The organism is Paenibacillus sp. Y951 (assembly GCF_056786395.1).
This window is the reverse complement of sequence record NZ_JBXCIY010000001.1, coordinates 156,541-173,191: the sequence shown is the minus strand read 5'-3', so window position 1 is coordinate 173,191 and position 16,651 is coordinate 156,541. Positions and strand designations below refer to the sequence as shown.

20 protein-coding genes are annotated in these 16,651 nt (G+C 38.3%); 5 read left to right on the top strand and 15 right to left on the bottom strand.

Features of this window, described 5'->3' with window-relative positions; translation table 11 throughout:
• Positions 1-32: 32 nt before the first annotated feature.
• The 6 genes from AC1TPB_RS00915 to AC1TPB_RS00890 all read right to left on the bottom strand — a co-directional run bounded on the left by AC1TPB_RS00915 (position 33) and on the right by AC1TPB_RS00890 (position 3,835).
• Entirely contained in the window at positions 33-284 is a 252-nt protein-coding gene (locus AC1TPB_RS00915) for a hypothetical protein (RefSeq protein ID WP_482074770.1), read from the bottom strand.
• Positions 285-495: 211 nt separating this feature from the next.
• On the bottom strand, positions 496-1,356 hold the full coding sequence (locus tag AC1TPB_RS00910) for a polysaccharide deacetylase family protein (RefSeq protein ID WP_482074769.1): 861 nt from the start codon (positions 1,354-1,356) through the stop codon (positions 496-498).
• Between the two features lie 23 nt (positions 1,357-1,379).
• Positions 1,380-2,567 (bottom strand): acyltransferase, encoded by a 1,188-nt coding sequence (locus tag AC1TPB_RS00905; RefSeq protein ID WP_482074768.1) that lies wholly within the window; start codon positions 2,565-2,567, stop codon positions 1,380-1,382.
• 131 nt (positions 2,568-2,698) lie between these two features.
• Positions 2,699-3,466 carry a pseudouridine synthase gene (locus AC1TPB_RS00900; RefSeq protein ID WP_482074767.1) on the bottom strand — a complete coding sequence of 256 codons (768 nt, stop codon included), beginning with the start codon at positions 3,464-3,466 and terminating at the stop codon, positions 2,699-2,701.
• Entirely contained in the window at positions 3,451-3,690 is a 240-nt protein-coding gene (locus AC1TPB_RS00895; protein ID WP_482074766.1) for a methyltransferase RsmF C-terminal domain-like protein, read from the bottom strand. The genes AC1TPB_RS00900 and AC1TPB_RS00895 overlap by 16 nt, the downstream gene beginning before the upstream one ends.
• On the bottom strand, positions 3,662-3,835 hold the full coding sequence (locus AC1TPB_RS00890; protein WP_482074765.1) for an RsmF rRNA methyltransferase first C-terminal domain-containing protein: 174 nt from the start codon (positions 3,833-3,835) through the stop codon (positions 3,662-3,664). The genes AC1TPB_RS00895 and AC1TPB_RS00890 overlap by 29 nt, the downstream gene beginning before the upstream one ends.
• Positions 3,836-3,978: 143 nt before the next feature.
• On the opposite strand from AC1TPB_RS00890, the gene AC1TPB_RS00885 reads away from it, so the two are divergent.
• Positions 3,979-4,491: a thioredoxin family protein gene (locus tag AC1TPB_RS00885; protein WP_482074764.1), complete on the top strand. Its 513-nt coding sequence runs from the start codon at positions 3,979-3,981 to the stop codon at positions 4,489-4,491.
• Positions 4,492-4,503: 12 nt separating this feature from the next.
• A complete protein-coding gene (locus tag AC1TPB_RS00880; RefSeq protein ID WP_482074763.1) occupies positions 4,504-5,016 on the top strand; it encodes a PCYCGC motif-containing (lipo)protein in 513 nt (170 codons plus the stop codon).
• A gap of 97 nt (positions 5,017-5,113) precedes the next feature.
• Here AC1TPB_RS00880 and yjbM read toward each other — a convergent pair whose 3' ends face one another.
• Positions 5,114-5,917, bottom strand: coding sequence for a GTP diphosphokinase (gene yjbM / locus AC1TPB_RS00875; protein ID WP_482063265.1), 804 nt, complete (start codon positions 5,915-5,917; stop codon positions 5,114-5,116).
• Positions 5,918-5,933: 16 nt separating this feature from the next.
• A complete protein-coding gene (locus tag AC1TPB_RS00870) occupies positions 5,934-7,031 on the bottom strand; it encodes a quinone-dependent dihydroorotate dehydrogenase (RefSeq protein ID WP_482074762.1) in 1,098 nt (365 codons plus the stop codon).
• A 181-nt stretch (positions 7,032-7,212) separates the two neighbouring features.
• On the opposite strand from AC1TPB_RS00870, the gene AC1TPB_RS00865 reads away from it, so the two are divergent.
• The gene (locus AC1TPB_RS00865; protein ID WP_482074761.1) at positions 7,213-7,353 is read left to right on the top strand and encodes a hypothetical protein; all 141 of its coding nucleotides are present in this window, start codon (positions 7,213-7,215) and stop codon (positions 7,351-7,353) included.
• A gap of 71 nt (positions 7,354-7,424) precedes the next feature.
• Here AC1TPB_RS00865 and AC1TPB_RS00860 read toward each other — a convergent pair whose 3' ends face one another.
• Both AC1TPB_RS00860 and AC1TPB_RS00855 read right to left on the bottom strand, forming a co-directional pair.
• Entirely contained in the window at positions 7,425-7,661 is a 237-nt protein-coding gene (locus AC1TPB_RS00860; protein ID WP_482063262.1) for a ferredoxin, read from the bottom strand.
• Positions 7,662-7,753: 92 nt separating this feature from the next.
• Positions 7,754-9,049, bottom strand: a complete 1,296-nt coding sequence (locus tag AC1TPB_RS00855; RefSeq protein ID WP_482075070.1) for a DNA polymerase IV — start codon at positions 9,047-9,049, stop codon at positions 7,754-7,756.
• A gap of 198 nt (positions 9,050-9,247) precedes the next feature.
• Here AC1TPB_RS00855 and cimA point away from each other — a divergent pair, with 198 nt between their 5' ends.
• Positions 9,248-10,867, top strand: coding sequence for a citramalate synthase (gene cimA / locus AC1TPB_RS00850; RefSeq protein WP_482074760.1), 1,620 nt, complete (start codon positions 9,248-9,250; stop codon positions 10,865-10,867).
• 66 nt (positions 10,868-10,933) lie between these two features.
• Here the strand turns inward: cimA and AC1TPB_RS00845 are convergent, their stop codons facing one another.
• A complete protein-coding gene (locus tag AC1TPB_RS00845; RefSeq protein WP_482074759.1) occupies positions 10,934-12,175 on the bottom strand; it encodes an MFS transporter in 1,242 nt (413 codons plus the stop codon).
• 136 nt (positions 12,176-12,311) lie between these two features.
• Entirely contained in the window at positions 12,312-12,860 is a 549-nt protein-coding gene (locus tag AC1TPB_RS00840; RefSeq protein WP_482074758.1) for a TlpA family protein disulfide reductase, read from the bottom strand.
• A gap of 159 nt (positions 12,861-13,019) precedes the next feature.
• Here AC1TPB_RS00840 and AC1TPB_RS00835 point away from each other — a divergent pair, with 159 nt between their 5' ends.
• The gene (locus tag AC1TPB_RS00835; RefSeq protein ID WP_482074757.1) at positions 13,020-13,445 is read left to right on the top strand and encodes a M67 family metallopeptidase; all 426 of its coding nucleotides are present in this window, start codon (positions 13,020-13,022) and stop codon (positions 13,443-13,445) included.
• On the opposite strand, the gene AC1TPB_RS00830 is transcribed toward AC1TPB_RS00835, so the two are convergent.
• From AC1TPB_RS00830 to AC1TPB_RS00820, 3 genes are read right to left on the bottom strand one after another with little or no spacing between them, the layout of a single operon-like run.
• Positions 13,431-14,168: an exonuclease domain-containing protein gene (locus AC1TPB_RS00830; protein ID WP_482074756.1), complete on the bottom strand. Its 738-nt coding sequence runs from the start codon at positions 14,166-14,168 to the stop codon at positions 13,431-13,433. The two genes, AC1TPB_RS00835 and AC1TPB_RS00830, sit on opposite strands and share 15 nt — an antisense overlap.
• A gap of 13 nt (positions 14,169-14,181) precedes the next feature.
• Positions 14,182-15,255, bottom strand: a complete 1,074-nt coding sequence (locus tag AC1TPB_RS00825; protein ID WP_482074755.1) for a DUF294 nucleotidyltransferase-like domain-containing protein — start codon at positions 15,253-15,255, stop codon at positions 14,182-14,184.
• 39 nt (positions 15,256-15,294) lie between these two features.
• Positions 15,295-16,647 carry an ammonium transporter gene (locus tag AC1TPB_RS00820; RefSeq protein WP_482074754.1) on the bottom strand — a complete coding sequence of 451 codons (1,353 nt, stop codon included), beginning with the start codon at positions 16,645-16,647 and terminating at the stop codon, positions 15,295-15,297.
• Positions 16,648-16,651 lie beyond the last annotated feature (4 nt).

Sequence of the window (16,651 nt, the reverse complement as noted above, 5' to 3'; positions counted from 1 at the left end):
TAAAGTGATTAGTTCTTTAATGCTTATGTTGATTACTGCGCTTTCAACTGATGAAATACTGTCTTATGTCTTCTGCGGAATGCAATTGGAGCAGTCACATCTAGCGCAGCTTCCACTCTAGCTTGGGATGCATGCACACAACGTTTACACACTTTAAGCACTGTACCGTCTGATTTTTTCTGAGTCTCAAGTAGCTTTATTCTCGTAGCTAGACAAATCGGACAAATACCTCGACTGCGTTGAGGTTGTTTATATAATAATTTTCCTCGTTTATTTTTTGCCATTATATTTTCCTCCACATGTATAAGTAGTATCCACACTGATTCAGTGGTGAATCTCTTATATTTAATGCGTTCAGATTCTAATATATTCCTACTTTACTAGATTTTTTTGCCGCAGAAGTATTAAGCATCGTATCCCAACAACAAAAACAGTCTAACGCTCAAGGATAATCCTCCGCATTAGACTGTTTTTAACGTACATCATTACTGATAATTAGTTGTGAAATTCTTTAAGTCTTTCTAAAAACTTGTTCGCTGTCAATTTCGGTGTTCCAGCATTGATACGATATACTTCGTCGCTTCCAGGCTTATTAATTCCTGGACGAGTCGTCAAGAATAATGAGACACCAAGATCAGACAGTACCTTTTTGGATTTTTCATTAAATGAACCAAAAGGGAAGGCAATTATCTGATACTCATTATTCAACTCTTCTTTCAAACGGTTCTCAATCAGTGATAAATCTTCAGTTATACGTGCTAGATATTCCTGATCTGTCTCTACTCTTCCTTTATCCGCTAAGTATAAAGGATTAGATAGCTTTGGACCTGTTTTACTTGCATCTTCATTAAGTGGACCGTAATCATGGAGGTCATATGTATGACTATAGAAGCTATGGCCAGCCTGTTTCATATCCCGCATATCTTCCCACGTCAAGTGAGCAGTTTTGACATTATGCAGATCAGAACTTTTACCAATAATGAAGTGAGTTGCTACCATATTATATTTATCCATAATAGGCACCGCGTATTGACGGAAACTATCATAGCCATCATCAAATGTAATAACTACCGCGTTATTAGGTACTTTTTCCTTCTTCTTCATAAATTCAGCAAATTGCTCAATGCTAATAACATTATAGCCCTTCTCAGCTAGTAATTTCATATGAGTGCCAAATCTAGCTGGTGAAATCGTTGCTCCGCTTTCTGTTCTATCAATATGATGATACATAAGGACAATAACTTTGTTTTTATAATATATTTTATCCTTTTTCATTTGACTAGCATAAACACTTGGAATACAAACAATTACAATTGCGACAATAAGAACAATAATCGATATTTTCCGTTTACTCAATGCTCTCCACTCCATATTCTTTTCTATAATTGAACTCCTTGTTCTTTCTCTATCAAGGTCTTCTTACGTTTGATCTTCGGTAACTTGCCGAACACTATCCAATGATGCGGAACAAATCTAGCGAATAAGCTAACTATCACCCATGATCCTACTAATGCTACTATAAATCCACCTAAATACCAAAGATGATGAACATAGATATTACCTGTTACTGGAGGTATTTTACGATAAATCAATAATAAGAACGGGTGGAAAAGATAAATCCCGAATGAAAAGTCTCCCAATTGGGTAACGAATCCTCGTATAAAACTTGGTAGCTTGCGGTACAATATAAAAGCGAGTTGTAGCAACACAATAGCTGTTAATAGTGCATGTGCATTCCATACGAAATCCATCCATGTCGTATTATATCTAGTTGAATGTTGACGAATTTGATAGTAAATATAGACGTGATATAGTCCTGCAATTAGCCATAGACACAGTGTAGAAATCCAGATCGTTAGTCGTTTTTTTGTGACGTTATCCTTCGCTACGAAGATCCATCGTTTTAACTCATTAAAGTAGATTCCAATGTATGCACCCATGAAATAATAAGAGAAATAGCTCAATGACCAGCTACCTCTTCTAAGCACTGGCGTTTCCAACCCATACTTATTAATAAGTATGAAGCTCCATTGGATGAGAATCCCAATTACAATTAGCCATTTAGTAAGTTTCGGTTTCTTCTGAAAAATCCATAGAAAAAGTGGAAACATAATATAAAATTGAATACTTATAAAGACAAAGTACAAATGAGCATGAGCATTTCCATTAAGTAATTGATTCCCTAGCTTAGTTAATAGTTCACCAATCGAAAGGTCCGCTGAGCCAAGATAGTATTTAAGGAAGAAATAAAACAGTGAAAATACGATATATGGAACAATAATATATAGCATTCTCTTTTTGTAAAAGCTTCCTATTAACTGCTTTGTAATCGGTCTTGAGTAATAATTATAAAATAAAACAAAACTACTTAAGAAAATAAAGGTTGTAGTACCAAATTTCAAAAAGATATTAGCGAAATTGTATAGAAAAAACAAATTAGAATCTATCATTCCAGTACTTACCGCAACCGATGTCGAGTGAACGGATAATACTCCAATAATCGCTATCGCTCTCACTATCGAAAGTTCAGGGATCATACTATTCTTTTTTGTCAAACTTGAATTCATTACTATAGTCCTTCCTTCTATTACTCTAGCACCATCAAAGTATCTCGATTTACTTTTAAGCAATATCACTTAACAATTATCGACTAATTTATAATTTATGTCAAATAAATGGGAACTATATTTGACATAAATTATTTCCCTATTCCACGATGCTGCCTGAGTAAATCTACTTCTTGATCCGTTAGTTCACGATATTGACCTAAAGGTAAGTTTTCGTCTAATAATAATGGTCCCATACTCAATCGTTTTAAAGTTAATACTTGCTTACCTACAGCCCGAAACATTCGCTTTACTTGATGAAATTTCCCTTCTGTAATTGTAAGCTGAATTCTAGTACATTGTCCTTCATCAGTCAGTGACCCATCGAGGATCGTAAGTTGTGCAGGCTTAGTCACGTAGCCATCATCAAACGTTACACCTTGCTCGAAAGCGATCTTGTCTGCCTCAGTAACTTCCCCCAGCACTAAAGCCTCATATGTCTTATTTACATGTTTTTTCGGAGACAGTAGCTCATGGGCTAACTGGCCATCATTCGTTAGCAATAGTAATCCTGTCGTGTCTTTATCCAAACGACCTACAGGAAAAGGACTTAACAGCTTATCTACTGGTAACAACAAATCAATTACAGTTCGTTCGCGACCATCTTCAGTCGCTGAGATAACCCCTTGAGGCTTGTTCAACATAAGATAAATTGTTGAGCGATATTGTACCTGCTCTTCATCAAATTTTATCATTTGAGTATTGGGTTGAACTATAATCCCACTATCTTTAACTTTCACACCATCAATGAATACACGACCTGCTTTTACTGCCTTTTTGATTTCACTACGCGTACCGTAGCCTGCATGAGAAAGTAGCTTGTCTATTCTTAATTTTTCTAACACTATATCAGTCTCCATCCTGTTGGAAGTTCATTTTTAATCATACCATCTACATATTTACCAAACCCTACAGGACAATGATCTAAACAAATCAATACGTAGCCATTTTGTTTGGCCCCATCCTTTATTGTGAGCTGATCTGATTGAATAAATATCGTTTCACCTTTCAAATAACGGGGTAACAAATCAGCAGCACTTTCAAAGTTAACACTTCTAATCGCTTCCTGTTTGCGTATCCCCATTGCTAGTGGATGAGAAGGTACGAACCTTCATTTTCAGTTCGCCGATATACCAGCCAGCACGCACGACTTTCAAGCCCGCTAATGAAGATATACCCTCTGATTGTAAGTATACACGATTCCCATAGCATATGGCTTCATAATTCATTTCTGGAGAGAACGTACATGTAGTTTCCTCCAATAGTGTAGAAATATTTCATCTACGTATAAAATCGTGTATAATATAAAAAAGTAAGTAAGTAACATTATTACTTACAAGTACTTGAAAAACACGTTGGAGGGAATCATAAAGTGAATAATAAAAAGAAAAAAAAATCAAACATGGTATTCGTCTACATCGGAATTATTGTAGTACTGCTAGTAGGGATTTTTGCAATTGGAAAGCTAGAAAAGGACAACCCGTTATATAATAAGCCTACTAGTGATCTCAATGCTGCAACACGTGCATTACTTAACGATCCGGATTACCAGAATATTATTTTACCCGAAGAACTAGATCAAAAGATAGTGGATAAAGAAGATTTTGTTGTCTATATGTTCTCAGCAAGCTGTAATTACTGTAAAGACACAACGCCGAAAATCATGCCCATCGTTAATGAATTAGGTATGGACTTACCGCAATTCAACTTATTAGAATCCCCTAACTATCAAGCGAAATACGGTGTGGAATATACACCAACACTTATTGCTTTTGAAGATGGCGTTGAAGTTGAACGTCTCGTAGGTGGTATCGTGGCAGAGGGCTCTCCAGAAGGAGCTACACTTAGCGATTTCCAAGCATTTTTCGAAAAATATAATAAGTAAAGAGGTTTCATAATGGAAACTACTGAACAAACGACAAATTCAAATCACACACCATCGAAAGAAAGTAATTCATCTTCATTCATGTATCTATTTCTAGTAGGTTTCGCACTAATTACATTATTAGCAGCATGCGGTATGGACAAGGAAGAGCATATTCATACGGTTGGATCAGAAACATGGGAAACAACCGCTGCAACAGATGAACTACCTACTTTCCTAAGTAATCATACAGAACTTACTTCTGAGTTATATAGTCATGTTGGAGAACATGCCCATATGATGGGTGATCTTCCTTGCTATTGTGGCTGTATGGACGGTACTGAGACAGATGAGGCACATGATTCACTTCTAAGGTGTTATTGGGCGGAGCATCCTGCCGATGACGGATCGGTGACATGGACTGATCATAGTACAACATGTGGAGTATGTAAGCATGAGATGGAAATGGTCATAGAAATGTCGGACAGCGGTAGTTCATTAGACGAAATTAAGCAAGCGATTAACGTAAAATATAAGCAACCATAACGAAAAGTAAGCACCGCCTCAGCCATATTGGCCAAAGCGGTGCTTTTTCTTATATAACATAGCAAATTCTGTTCGCATAATGAGCGAACAGGAAAGATTATGGATTTTGATTCTTTTTGGCCTTCGCGATTTCTGCTGCAAGATCTAGCGATAGCTGTTCTAATGCCCAATAATCTTCGATATCATAGTATTCATTGAACTTATGCTGATATTGCGCAGCTAAGCGTACCTCGTGGAATGTATATAATTTTTGAATGCCCCAAAGTATGGACGATACGACATTCGAATTATCTTCAAAAGTCGTCTGAGCATCCAAAATTTCCTTACGAATACTAGTCATCTCATTATCTAGCTGAGATGCGGCTTCTGCTGCTTTTTGCAGACGTTGTTGAACTTCTTCAGGCAATGCCTTTTTATATTTATAATTCAAGGAATGCTCAATTGTCGCCCAAAAATTCATGGCTAATGTACGTATTTGAATTTCAGCTAATATAAGAGTATGTCCGAGCGCAGTTTGCACTGGATATTCTATAATCATGTGGTAGCTACGATAACCACTTTCCTTATAATTAGTAATATAATCTTTTTCATATACTAATTTCAAATCTTTACGCGTACGAATAAGTGATGCTACTCGATAAATATCATCTACGAACTGACACATAATACGAATTCCTGCTATATCCTCTATTCCAAGATGCAGTCGATCTTCACTAACATTCAATAGCTTTGCTTTATCGAGAATGCTAGAAATTCTTTTCACACGTCCCGTAACGAATTCAATTGGCGTGTAATCCTCTCTAGCCTTTAATTCTGATCTCATCGTTTTCAGTTTTACCTTCAACTCTTCAACCGCTTGCTCGTACGGCTGCAAAAATAGGCTCCAATCTCTGCCATCCATTTGGCCGCCTCCTGTTTTATCGATGTTCTGCACCAATTGCTTCAGCAATATTACTAAAGCCGTCTCTACGTAGACATTCTTTTAAACCATCTGTCAGCTCGCGCAACACTTCAGGTCCTTTATAAATTAATGCAGTATATATTTCTACCAATGAAGCACCAGCTCGAATCTTATCGTATGCATCTTGAGCAGTAAAGATTCCACCTGAACCGATAATTGGGAGATTTCCGTTCGTTAATTGATACACTTTGCGAATCACTTCAGTGGAACGATCCCGTAATGGTATTCCACTTAATCCACCAGTTTCCCCTTGATTCTGATGCGAAAGTCCATCGCGCGATAATGTTGTATTCGTAGCTATAATACCAGATATTTGACTATTCTGGATCGTTGCAACCGTATGCTCTAGCTGTTCATCGGTCATATCAGGGGCAATCTTCACAAATATCGGCTTGACAGGAGCTTTACGCTTACGCGCTTGAATATCCATCTCTTCACAAACATGAACTAGCAAGTTATGTAATTCATTACCATGCTGCAAGTCCCGTAGTCCTTGCGTATTAGGTGAGCTAATATTGACAACAAAGAAATCTCCATCATCATATAATGTTCGAATACAAGAACAATAATCCTCATACGCTAATTCATTAGCAGTAACTTTATTTTTTCCGATATTTACAGCAATCGGCATTTTATGTTGTTTACGATGTTGCAGTGATTTGGACATTGCCTCGGCACCTTCATTGTTGAAGCCCATACGATTAATAAGCGCTTCATCTGGTGGCAAACGGAACAAACGCGGCTGTTCATTTCCAGTTTGAGCCTTTGGAGTAACCGTCCCTACTTCAGCAAATGAGAATCCAATATTAGAAAAACCATCTGTTGATACACCATTTTTATCTAAACCGGCAGCTAGGCCTACAGGATGTTCAAAAGTTAAGCCCAATACATTCGATTTCAATTGAGCTGAAGGCTTCACACCGTACATTCCATTCATAATTGCCAGCGCGCCAGGCACTTTACTTCCCATTGCAAGTCCATCTATTACAAGATGATGTGCCCTTTCAGGGTCCATCTTAAAGAAAAAAGGTTTTAATACTTTACTATATAACATCTAGTCCACTCCGTTTCAGTATCACCGCTATAACAATAATTGTATCCTTTTTAACACAAAAAAGAAAGTATTCTACACTGAATTGACACAATGACGACGCTATCATATTGCCAGTCGAACTTAAAAGCATTACAATAGACACACATGTATTCCAATAAAGATAGAGAAGGGTTGAATGAATATGAGCGCACCTAAACGCAAACCAGCAACAATGAAAGTAAAACCAAAAGAAGAGGTTAACAAAAAGGCTCTATTCTGGACCGTTGGCGTTACAGTTGTTGTCGTAATCATTATTTCTGTACTGCTTATTGTGTTCTCATAATTAATAATATGTATACATACGAACAGCCCTACCTCGCAAGCGAAGTAGGGCTGTTACTTTACGCTATATTATTAAGCGTTGAAGGGCTCGTCAGCAATGCGAATAGAATCTGTTGGACAACCATCACAAGCGTCCTGCATATCTTCAAACATATCTTCAGGGATTTCAGTAATCCCTTTGTTAGCGTCACCTTCAAAAATAACTTCTGCTAAACCCTCGTCATCGTAATCATAGATGTCGGGAGCAGTTGCACCACAAGCACCACATGCGATACAAGTGTCTTTATCAACCCAAGTAAACTTAGCCAATGCCATTCCCTCCTAGTTCAATCACAGAAAGCAAAATAAAAAAAGCTGTATATATATCAAAAAACATTATAACACAAAAATATTTAATTTGCTTACTTACTTTTATCGTTATTTTCATCATTTTTTTCGAGTTTTTGAAGAGATGTACCACGATTTTTTTTGTCGCGAATGAGGCTGGAAGGATCATCACTTAACATCCCTGCCGTCAATATAGCACTTTCACCAAATTTATCGCGTAATTTGTCCATCACTTTCGTAAGTGCTTCCTTCTTCGGTTCTTCATTATAACTAAACAGATCCAACTGGATCGCAGATGATTGTAAAGGCTGTAAATTTTGCAACGTCACACCTAATAAGCGCACAGGATCACCATATCGCCAATGCTGCGCGAACAATCGTAATGCTTGCTTATGAATCTCCTCCATATTATGAGTCGGTGTATCCATTGTATACGAGCGAGTAATCGTTGCCATGTCAGGCTTTCGAATCGTTACTTGTATCGTTCCAGCTACAAGCCCTTGATGGCGTAACCTTCTTGATGTCTGATCTGATAAGTTGAGTAATACGCGATTAATATCTTCGCTATTCGTCAAATCTGCTGGTAATGTTGTCGTGTGTCCGATCGACTTATTAAGTTCCCGTTCCGCCTTCACTTCATTATGATCTATGCCGTTAGCAGCATCCTTCATCCATGCACCCATCACGCCAAAAGACTTAAGTAATAAAGACTCCTCCGTTTTGGCAAGTTCACCGATCGTATGAATGTGTAGTTTTTTTAGCTTCTCTGCTGTTTTCTGACCAATTCCGAATAGTTCAACACAGGGCTTTTCCCATAATATTTGTGGTACATCTCTGCGACGTAACACAGTAATCCCGTTCGGCTTCTTCATATCAGAAGCCATCTTTGCTAATAATTTATTAGGGGCAACTCCTATCGAACAAGGAAGATTCCATTCTTGTTTAATTCGCTCCTGCATCATTTCCGCAATATGAAGTGGCGTACCAAATAACTTCGAGCCAGTAATGTCGAGATAACATTCATCAATGGAAACTTGTTCGATAAGTGGTGTATATTGGTTTGCAATCGACATAAACCCCTTTGAATATCGACGGTACAAATCAAAGTCCGGACTAATTAGAATAAGGTTTGCGTCAATGCGTAGCGCTTCTCGTACATTCATCCCTGTACGAATACCAAGTTTTCTAGCAGCATAGGAACAGGTAACAATAATTCCAGTCCTCTTCTCTACACTTCCAGCCACAGCTGTTGCTTTCCCTGCATAGATTTCCGGTTCCTCCGCTTCATGTACGGAGCAATAGAAAGCATTCATATCTAAATGCAAAATTACTCTCCCTTTTGCTGGATAATATTCATTAACATGCTCCATTAATTTCACCGCCATCATTATAACAAGTATGCAAACCGATCATTATATTATATTATCAGAATAGACAACCATTTCGCTTGAGTCAATATAGATAAAAATTCACCTCGTTATTAAAGTCTGCTTTTTGAACTACCCCTTAAAATGGAGATAGTGCTATAATACTTAAATATAGCATTTAAGGAGGCGTCAATCTTAATTATGTCATCTAAAATATTTATTTTCGATACGACGCTGCGCGACGGTACACAAGGTGAAGGTATTAGCCTGTCCGCAGATGATAAACTTAAAATCGCTCAAAAGCTCGACTCTTTAGGAGTTAACTATATTGAAGGCGGAAATCCAGGTAGCAATGGAAAAGACATTGAATTTTTCCAGCGTGTAAAATCGTTGAATTTGAATGCCAAGCTGACTGCTTTTGGAAGTACTCGTCGTAAAAATAGTATTGCCGAACACGATGCTAGTTTACTCAGAATTATTGAGTCCGGCGTTCCTGCAGCAACACTAGTCGGTAAAGCATGGGATTTCCATGTACATATTGCCTTGCAAACAACGCTTGAAGAAAACTTAGCGATGATCCAAGATTCATTCGCATTTCTGAAGCGTCATAGTATGGAAGCAATGTACGACGCAGAGCATTTCTTCGATGGCTATAAAAACAATCCTGAATATGCAATTGCAGCATTGAAAAGCGCACAAGCAGGCGGTGCCGATTGGCTAGTTCTCTGTGATACGAATGGCGGAACTCTTCCGAATGAAATCGCTGAGATTGTTGCTCGTGTGAAAGCCGAGCTTAATGTGCCGATTGGTATTCATACTCATAATGATTGTGAGTTAGCTGTTGCCAATACACTTGCTGCCGTTGGTGCTGGCGCTACTCAAGTTCAAGGTACAATTAATGGCTATGGTGAGCGTTGTGGCAATGCAAATCTATGCTCTATTATTCCTAATCTACAGTTGAAAATGAACTATGATTGTCTGCCCGACAATAAAATAAGTACGTTAACGAATACCGCTCGTTATATTAGTGAAATTGCCAACGTTCACATGCCTGTTGGTCAAGCTTACGTCGGCAATGCTGCGTTCGCCCATAAAGGCGGCATTCATGTATCCGCTATTATGAAGGATTCAAAAACTTACGAACATATTCAGCCTGAATTAGTAGGCAACAAGCAACGTGTACTCGTCTCTGAGCTTGCTGGTCAAAGTAATATCATTGCTAAAGCGTCTGCTCTCGGACTTAATATTAATGCTAATAACGAAAAAACCAAAGAAATTATGGATCATATTAAAGAACTAGAGCATGTAGGATATCAATTTGAAGCTGCTGATGCTTCGCTTGAATTGTTACTTCGCAAAGCGTTCGGTGATTGGGAGCCTGCATTCCAAGTAGATTCTTACAAGATCCATAGTGATAATAAAAACGATGTTATGATTTCTGAAGCTATTGTGAAAATTACTGTTGATGGAAAACAGATCTATACCGTTGCCGAAGGAAATGGACCTGTTAATGCACTTGATACTGCACTTCGTAAAGCGCTTATTCAGCATTATCCTGATATTGAGCATGTTCATCTGACTGATTATAAAGTTCGTGTTATTGATGAAAAAGATGCAACTGCGGCTAAAGTTCGCGTGTTAATTGAATCAACTGGTAAGCTGAATAGTTGGAATACCGTGGGCTTATCCGGCAATGTTATTGATGCAAGCTGGGCTGCGATCGTTGACAGCTTCCACTATGCATTAATCAGTTTGGAAAAAGCTCATATTCATTCACTGCCTAATGCTTCCCTAGAACATGCTGGACTTGCAAATCTATAACATAAAAAGCTTGAATCTCATCAAAGAGATTCAAGCTTTTTTATGGTTTGACTTCCACTAATCCATCTACTTATAGCTCAACCTTGGCAAATGCATCGCACAAATTAGACTTATCCCATAGGATAGGGCAAACAATATAAATGAAAACTCTCGATAAGAACTATTGACGACATTAGTTGCAACAATTGGTGCCAGTGCTGCTCCAAGAAATAAAATAAATGTATATATCGATGTCGATAATCCACGATGTAACTGTCCATAAATTCCAACTAAAGAAATGACAATCGGAACAATACATGCAATAGAGAAGGTAAAGACGATACTAATCAATATATAGATACTCAATTGTTGTTCAAAAGTCAATAGCAGAAGAGCTAGTATAGCTAGTGATAAAGCAAGTCGCAACATCATTACAAGTGACAATGGGATAAATCGTACAAATGGACAAATTAACATACCAATTGCACCATACGCACGAAACCACAGTAATTGAGTACTTGATAATTGATATTGCCACACATTTGCGAAGATCGTATAACAGCCTACAAAGCCAAATAAGACCGTAAACGTAATTACGTATACCAATAACAACCTTTTATTCCGAAAGACTTCTAGGGCAATAACAATACGTTCTAGAGTATTGTCCAGTGTTGCTCGCTTCACTAACTGATTAATTTTAAAATGACGAATCCTCATTTTATCTTTCGATCTACGATCGATGTTCGGTAACCATATGAAAACAATTATTGCTAGCAAGCCATATATGATCCCCATCCAACTATATAGTTGTTTCCAGTAATGATAAGTCGCAAAATAATTAGCTATGAGTTGCCCTATAATTCCACCTAGTAGAAATCCCATACTAATGTACCCAACGACGAGTACTCGCTTCGGTAATGTAAACCGTTCAGCAATATAAGTAAGTGCCACTGGAGAAAAACTTGCTGCTGCAGCACCTTGTAATGCACGTAATAATAGAAACTCCCCGTACGCTTTCACAAAATAGCAACATATCGTAATAATTGACAATGAAATTAAACCGATAACAATAACTGGCTTACGACCGAAGTAGTTAGAGATTGGTCCGTATATAAGACAACCTACAGCAAAACAAATAGAAAATACAGAACTACTCCATGCCGCTTCAACATTATTAATATTCCAAGCTAATTTCAATTCATCAATAATTGGAACCGTGAAATAAACTGCTGATAAAACAAATAAAGCCGAAAAAAACAGAACCAGTATAATGACAATATCGTGTTCACTTCGGATCTTAATCATGGGCTGGCCAATCTTAGTTCCCATAATATCCACCTTCTTATTACAAAATTATGCATTAGCCTATTCATCATCGTCTATAAATGTCACCCTTTGTTTCATCCATAAAAAAAGAGTTGTCTCAGATATCATTTGTAAATGACAATGAGACAACCCTTTTAGATTACATATATTGCTCAATAATTCTTTCCCATTCTGTTAGCGTAATGACTCCGTTAATACGTTCACGAATAACACCATCTTGGTCAATTAAGAAGCTTGTTGGAAATGTTCCCACTTTATATAAATTTGTAATCTCGCCTTCGCGATCAAATAAAATATCAAACGTAAACTTATAATCTTCTACGAATTGTCTCGCTTGTCGCTCACGATCATTATGAGTAGCATTTACACCATATAGAACAAGAGAATCACTATACTTCTCATGAATTTTTTGTAAATCCGGTGCTTCAAGCTCACAAGGACCACACCACGATGCCCAAAAATTAACTAATTGCAGCTTGGGTTGCGCAGAGCCAAAACTAATGATTTGATCATTCAGATCAGGCAGTTGTTGAGTCGGTGATAATTGTCCTGCTTTAGGCTTGAAATCCTGTAGAGATACGCCGCCATTAGAGACCATCGCTTCCGACTGACGTCCATCTATGTAATTATAAATCCCCAAACTCGCAAGCAACAACGCTACAACAATAATGGAATATATTTTTTTCATGTCGTCCCTTTCCTCTAGACAGTACTCTATTCTTATCCTATCATGAGTTGCAACCGGCAACAAGATAACGATATAGCAGAATGATGAACATAACTCTATTGTTAACAGACCAAGTGATCGTTATACTAATGTTCAATAATAAAACTAGAGGTGAATATATTGCAGCATCTTACAATGACTTCAACATGCTATAAGCAAATAATTAGTTATGGTCTTGCCCAGCTCCCGTATGAAGCATGTGGCATATTAGCTAGCAGTAATGGCAGTAATGGCAATCATATCGATACATTCATTCCGATCATTAACGATCATCCTAACCCGGTACACTATTTTTCGTTTCAGCCTCAAGCTTGGATTAATACTTTATATGAGCTTCAGCGTGCCGAGTTGCAATTGATCGGATATTTTCACACCCATCCGACTGAAGAGGCCATTCCTTCTTCCTCCGATCTACTAGGTTTCGATGACCAAAGTGGACATTTATTGTGTATCGTTAGTTATAAACAAAAAGATAGCCCGCATTTGCGCATGTATCAGCATCTGCCGACCACTGGAATGAAGGACTATCCATTAATGTTGACTTAAATAGGCGTACATGTCGCCTAGTGTCACAATGTTTTTTTTAGAAACTATTTTTTCTACATATTTATTCCACAGCTTTGCCGTTTGAATGGAATCTGCTAGTGCATGATGGCGATTGGCGATTGGAATGTCATTGCGAAGTAATAATGTATCGAGATCATATTGACCAAGTCCAGGCTCAAGCCATTTTGCTAGCATTATCGTATCAATGACTCTATGCTTCAATTTTGTCTTAGAAGTTCGCCATAATGCTTGATTCAAAAATTGCTTATCATGCCCTGATGCATGTGCAACAAGTATTCTTTTCCCAATAAAGGACATGAAATTACTTAATACTTGGATAAGCTCGGGAGCAGCTTGCGCCATTTCATTGCTAATACCTGTTAATTGCGTAATGGCAGGAGGAATAGAACGTTCCGGATTAACTAATGAATAGAAGCTTTCTTCTTCCATTACTACACCTCCACGAACAATAACTGCTCCGAACGAAATAATTTCATCACCGTTAGTTGGACTGAATCCCGTTGTTTCCAAATCAAACACCACAATTTCTAAGCTTTCTAATGTCGTTTCAAGTGCCGATATACCGCGTTGTTCGCGATTCATATTTCGAATTTGCGCCATATGTTGGGCATTTTGAGCTCCAAACATGGAAGCGATAGCTGGCGTAAAGCCACCTGTTCGATACAGACTCCACATTCTGCCAACGCTATTGGGCTCTTTCATCGTTTACACCGTCCTACTTTATCCGACCCAATCCCCTTGACACATATTTTTGAATGTCTTTGCCAATCTTCAAGTTTTTCTTAAGATCTCGAATTTCATCTGGATCTAACCTCTTTGGATTGAGCTTGCTATTGCCTTCATAATACCCCGCTTCCAAATGATGCCCTGCTCTCAACCGTAAGCTTTGCATCTGCAAAAAAGCCGCTCTATATTGATCATATTCATGTACCGAGATGACTTCTTTGTCAACCAAATGATCCATTCGAATTAGCGTAGATGTACTGGAAATATTGTTACGCAGTGCTAACCAACGAATAGAATTGACAATAGGTAAATAGGCGCCATATTTGATGTCTATACTGCCGACATGAGCACCATAGCGATCTGTAATCAATTGACCAAAAATCCCCACTAACATTTGATGCTGTACTGTATTTTCAATCATTCGTTCCATTATAGTAACATGACGAACTAAACCTAATCGGTAATAGTCACGAATAGTATTAAAAAGCAAATCGTTACCGGCAATACATCTCCCATCGGCAAATATAAGTAAATAGCGAATCGATTCCCAACTGGCATCTGTAAACCAATTTTCTAGCTTGTTTTTCCACTCCGATACGGATTGACACCACATCAATTCATTACTTTGCACTTTTCCATCACACGGCGGATAGCCTAATTGCATCAGCATATCTACCACTCGATGCGCGAAATTGATAAAATAACTCCTCACTTCCTCGCTATGCAACGTATCCTCATAAATTAGAGCACTGTCTTGATCACTTGCTAATGTTTGCTCACTTCTACCACCACTACCAAGTAGTACATATGAATATGAGGTAGGAGGGGGCCCTAAGCCCTCTCCTACCATTGTTAATTCTGCTAATGCCACTGTTTTTCTAATCAAAGTATCATGTACATCATTGATTTCAACATTCCATCGTTCAATGTCGTATGCTCCATGCGTTTGTTCTATATGCCGTGTTGATTGTTGAAATCGATCTCTCAAGCCGCGTAGCTGGGTTATATTTTTCGCACTTGAAATTTCTTCTTTCAGCTTAGCTAATTTAGCAGGAACCAACATTATCGACTCCTTATCCAATCATAGTTATCCTATATCGTATTATGCTTTTTCAGTTTTAGTTAATTGCTCAGGATATCCATATGCACCATGTTCAGATAAATCAAGACCAACAATCTCTTGCTCTTCTGTAACACGGAAGCCCATTACTTTTTTCATAACACCAAGTACGATGAATGAAGCAAGTGCTACGAATAAACCAGCGAACACAACTGATTCGATTTGTACCCACAGTTGCTTGAAACTACCTGTATCAATCAAACCACCTTGACCAACACCAACTTTTTCAGCTAGTTCTTGAGTAGCGAAGATACCATTAGCAAGCGTACCCCAGATACCAGCCATACCGTGAACTGATAATGCATAGATCGGATCATCGATTTTAAGTTTTTCAAACATCTTCACACTATAGAATACAAGTACACCCGCGATAAGACCGATAACACTAGCCGCCCAAGGGTCTACGAACGCACACGACGCTGTAATGGCTACCAAGCCTCCCAGTATACCGTTAAGCATTGATGTAATGTCCGCTTTGCCACTTACTGCCCAAGAGATGAACAGTGCTGCCACACCACCAGCACCAGCAGCAATCATCGTAGTGAAGCCCACGTATGCGAAAAAACCATCGCCTATCGCTACAGTTGAACCTGCATTGAAACCGAACCAACCTACCCATAATAGAAGAACTGATAGCGCTGTAAATACTTGATTATGCCCTAGTATTTCATTTGGAGAACCGTCCTTATTGAATTTACCGATACGTGGTTTAAGTAAAATCGTTGCAACTAAAGCCGCTACTGCACCAGATAAATGAACTACTGTCGAACCTGCAAAATCTTGTGCACCATGTTGAGCTAACCAGCCGCCGCCCCAGATCCAGTGAGCAACAATCGGATATATAAAGGATACATAAAATAATGTAAAGATTACATATGAGCCTAATTTAGCTCTTTCTGCAAAACCACCCCAAGCAATCGAAAGCGAAATTGCAGCGAACGCTAATTGGAATAAGAAGAATACTGCCGTTGGAAAACTTTCCCCTTCTAAAACTGTTGTTGCTGGGGAGAAGAAAAATTCACCCCAACCCATAAACCCATTCACACCACTTGAACCAAAAGCTACACCATAACCAACTGCCCAATACACAATGGCTGCCAAAGCTACTGTGAACATTGTTTTACCTGCAACATGCCCAGCATTTTTCATTCGAGTGGAACCAGCTTCAAGTAGAATAAATCCACCTTGCATTAACAGTACTAGAATAAAGGCCAGCATGATCCAAAGTGAATCTAATCCCATAGTAAGGTTACTGATGTCTGCTTCAGAAGCATATGCTGCAAGCGGGAAGACCATCGATATTAATCCTAAAGCCAGTAATGTTTTTTTAATCATAACA

What these genes read in the sequence shown, in the direction of transcription:
- AC1TPB_RS00915 (WP_482074770.1), bottom strand. Translation starts at nt 284, where the DNA reads ATGGCAAAAAATAAACGAGGAAAATTATTATATAAACAACCTCAACGC.
- AC1TPB_RS00905 (WP_482074768.1), bottom strand. Translation starts at nt 2,567, where the DNA reads ATGAATTCAAGTTTGACAAAAAAGAATAGTATGATCCCTGAACTTTCG.
- AC1TPB_RS00900 (WP_482074767.1), bottom strand. Translation starts at nt 3,466, where the DNA reads ATGGAGACTGATATAGTGTTAGAAAAATTAAGAATAGACAAGCTACTT.
- AC1TPB_RS00895 (WP_482074766.1), bottom strand. Translation starts at nt 3,690, where the DNA reads ATGGGGATACGCAAACAGGAAGCGATTAGAAGTGTTAACTTTGAAAGT.
- AC1TPB_RS00890 (WP_482074765.1), bottom strand. Translation starts at nt 3,835, where the DNA reads ATGAATTATGAAGCCATATGCTATGGGAATCGTGTATACTTACAATCA.
- AC1TPB_RS00880 (WP_482074763.1), top strand. Translation starts at nt 4,504, where the DNA reads ATGGAAACTACTGAACAAACGACAAATTCAAATCACACACCATCGAAA.
- yjbM (WP_482063265.1), bottom strand. Translation starts at nt 5,917, where the DNA reads ATGGATGGCAGAGATTGGAGCCTATTTTTGCAGCCGTACGAGCAAGCG.
- AC1TPB_RS00870 (WP_482074762.1), bottom strand. Translation starts at nt 7,031, where the DNA reads ATGTTATATAGTAAAGTATTAAAACCTTTTTTCTTTAAGATGGACCCT.
- AC1TPB_RS00865 (WP_482074761.1), top strand. Translation starts at nt 7,213, where the DNA reads ATGAGCGCACCTAAACGCAAACCAGCAACAATGAAAGTAAAACCAAAA.
- AC1TPB_RS00855 (WP_482075070.1), bottom strand. Translation starts at nt 9,049, where the DNA reads ATGGAGCATGTTAATGAATATTATCCAGCAAAAGGGAGAGTAATTTTG.
- cimA (WP_482074760.1), top strand. Translation starts at nt 9,248, where the DNA reads ATGTCATCTAAAATATTTATTTTCGATACGACGCTGCGCGACGGTACA.
- AC1TPB_RS00845 (WP_482074759.1), bottom strand. Translation starts at nt 12,175, where the DNA reads ATGGGAACTAAGATTGGCCAGCCCATGATTAAGATCCGAAGTGAACAC.
- AC1TPB_RS00840 (WP_482074758.1), bottom strand. Translation starts at nt 12,860, where the DNA reads ATGAAAAAAATATATTCCATTATTGTTGTAGCGTTGTTGCTTGCGAGT.
- AC1TPB_RS00830 (WP_482074756.1), bottom strand. Translation starts at nt 14,168, where the DNA reads ATGAAAGAGCCCAATAGCGTTGGCAGAATGTGGAGTCTGTATCGAACA.
- AC1TPB_RS00825 (WP_482074755.1), bottom strand. Translation starts at nt 15,255, where the DNA reads ATGTTGGTTCCTGCTAAATTAGCTAAGCTGAAAGAAGAAATTTCAAGT.
- AC1TPB_RS00820 (WP_482074754.1), bottom strand. Translation starts at nt 16,647, where the DNA reads ATGATTAAAAAAACATTACTGGCTTTAGGATTAATATCGATGGTCTTC.